The organism is Mesorhizobium sp. M0016, from assembly GCF_040324035.1.
GTDB lineage: Bacteria > Pseudomonadota > Alphaproteobacteria > Rhizobiales > Rhizobiaceae > Mesorhizobium.
This window is the reverse complement of sequence record NZ_JAMYVM010000057.1, coordinates 1-2,340: the sequence shown is the minus strand read 5'-3', so window position 1 is coordinate 2,340 and position 2,340 is coordinate 1. Positions and strand designations below refer to the sequence as shown.

At 57.4% G+C, this 2,340-nt stretch carries 3 protein-coding genes; 2 read left to right on the top strand and 1 reads right to left on the bottom strand.

The window, feature by feature from the left end:
- Positions 1-380, top strand: a 380-nt coding sequence (locus NKJ88_RS32830; protein WP_352446966.1) for an ATP-binding cassette domain-containing protein, incomplete at its 5' end; no start/stop codon positions are given.
- A complete protein-coding gene (locus NKJ88_RS32825; protein WP_352446965.1) occupies positions 367-1,680 on the top strand; it encodes an HlyD family type I secretion periplasmic adaptor subunit in 1,314 nt (437 codons plus the stop codon). The genes NKJ88_RS32830 and NKJ88_RS32825, both read left to right, overlap by 14 nt.
- 457 nt (positions 1,681-2,137) lie before the next feature.
- On the opposite strand, the gene NKJ88_RS32820 is transcribed toward NKJ88_RS32825, so the two are convergent.
- A partial coding sequence (locus NKJ88_RS32820) for a hypothetical protein (RefSeq protein ID WP_352446964.1) occupies positions 2,138-2,340 on the bottom strand: 203 nt, incomplete at its 5' end.

Below are 2,340 nucleotides of genomic sequence, written 5' to 3'. Positions count from 1 at the left end.
GATTTGAGCACGGATACGAAACTCCGATTGGTGAGGCCGGATCGGCACTTTCCGCCGGGCAGCGCCAGCTTATCGGTCTTGCCCGTGCCCTTTATCGAGACCCTTTCCTTGTTGTGCTGGATGAACCCAATACCCATCTCGATGCGGAAGGCGAAGCTGCAGTCGCTAAGGCGATCGCCTCCGTGCGCGAGCGCAAGGGCATTGCGGTTGTCGTCTGCCATCAGCCGAGCGTCATCCGCGCCGTCGATTTGGTGTTGGTGATGGAAGGTGGACGGCAGCGAGCATTCGGTGCGCGTTCCAAAGTCCTGAAGGCCATCGAGTCTACACAGGATCACGTGGCAGAGCGCGCTGACATGGAGGATACCGGTGTCCGGCATTGATCAGAACAATGACGTTTCAAGCTCCATTCGCCGGCACCTGGTGGCGGGCCTTCTGGCGAGCGTGATCTTTGTGGGAGGAGCCGGAGCCTGGGCGACCTTCACGAATCTCTCCGGTGCGGTTGTCGCGTCCGGACACTTTGTCGTCGATTCCTATGTCAAGAAGGTGCAGCACCCGACCGGCGGGGTTGTGGGAGAAATCCTGGTGCGCGAAGGCGATAAAGTAAAGGCCGGCGACATCCTCATGCGGCTCGATGCCACCCAGACGCGCGCTAATCTCGCCATAGTCACCAAGCGGCTCGATGAGCTCGCCGCCTACCAGGCACGACTCGATGCTGAGCGTGACGATCTCGCGGAGATCGCCTTCCCGGACTGGCTGCTCGCCCGAAGAGATGTTCCGGACGTAGCTTCGGCAATACATAGCGAGACGCTGCTGTTCGAATTCCGCAGACAATCCCGCGACGGAAAGCAGGCGCAACTGGCGGAACACATTACTCAATATCACCACGAGATCGAAGGATTCAAGGCGCAGGAAATTGCCTGTGAAAAAAGGATCGAGGTTCTCCAAAAGGAAATTGCTGTTCTGAGTGGGCTGCGCGACCAAGGCATTGTCTCGGACCAACGGTTGAACAGCCTGAAGATCCAGGTTGCCACTTTCGGTGGCGAACGCGGTGAGAAGATCGCAGATCAGGCACAGACAGCAGCCCGCATAGCCGAAACGCGCCTGCAGATCCCGCAGATCGATCAGGATTTCAAGACCGAAGTCGGCCAGGAGCTCAGAGAGGTTCAGGCGCAGGTCGGGGAGTATGGTGAGCGCAAGGTGGCGGCTGAACAGGAACTGCGACGGATCGATATCGTCGCGCCGCAGTCAGGCACCATTCAACAACTCGCAGTTCATACGGTCGGCGGAGTGATCACGCCCGCCGATCCGATCATGCTAATCGTGCCGGAAGGCGACGATCTTGCGCTGGAAGTACGGATCACCCCGAAGGACATCGACCAAATCCAGCTTGGTCACAAGGCCGTGCTGCGGATGTCAGCCTTCAATCTGAGAACCACGCCGGAATTGAACGGATATGTCAGCCGGATCGCAGCCGATCTGGCGACGGACGAAAAAAACGGCATTTCGTATTACCTGGTGCGCCTGTCGGTTCCGCATGCGGAACTGACGAAGCTCAAGGACCTGACGCTCGTGCCCGGCATGCCGGCCGAAGCGATGGTCCAGACGGGCGAGCGCACGGCGCTTTCCTATTTTGTGAAGCCGCTGTCGGACCAAATCAGTCGGACATTCCGGGAGGAATGACAGAAATATATTGTTGGTATTTCTGTTCGTTTCTATGAGCGTGGTAAGACCTGAAAGCACAGACATATTTCCTCACTTGCCTCTGGGCACAACTTCTTTCTGTAGCGAATTCCGCATCTTAACGTGCCCTCAAATGCAGAAATGTCCGCGTTTCATGTTGCAGCTGAGTATCCTTGGTTTTAAACGGTTTTTACTGGTGCGCGGCTGGTGAAACGCGACATGAAAAACCCGCCACCAGCGGCAGCGGGCTGTTCGTTTCTCTTCTGCGGAATGAACGTCAGTCAGTGCCGCGGGGCTGGCATCGCCTCGAACATATCCCAAGCCCCATCTCGGTTTCGGTGCTTGCCGGGAATGTGAACCCAGCACTGCTTCGCAAAGATCCGAGCTTCTAGATCGTCGTCAGGATGCGTATCGGTCATAGGCGCCGTCCAGTCCCACTTCCGGGTTTCGCGGCGCATCAGGTCGACCACAAACCAGCCGGAAGGCGGTCAATCACGGGTAGTGTGCTGAGAGTTCTGCAAATTCGCTGAGAGAGGGCGGTCATGGCAGGCTGGTGATGTTCAACGTCACCGATTCCTGGAAGGAACGCCACCATGACCAAGACAGAAGGTAAATCGACCAGCGCTGCCGTCAAAGACATTTTGCTTTCGAACCCGGAGG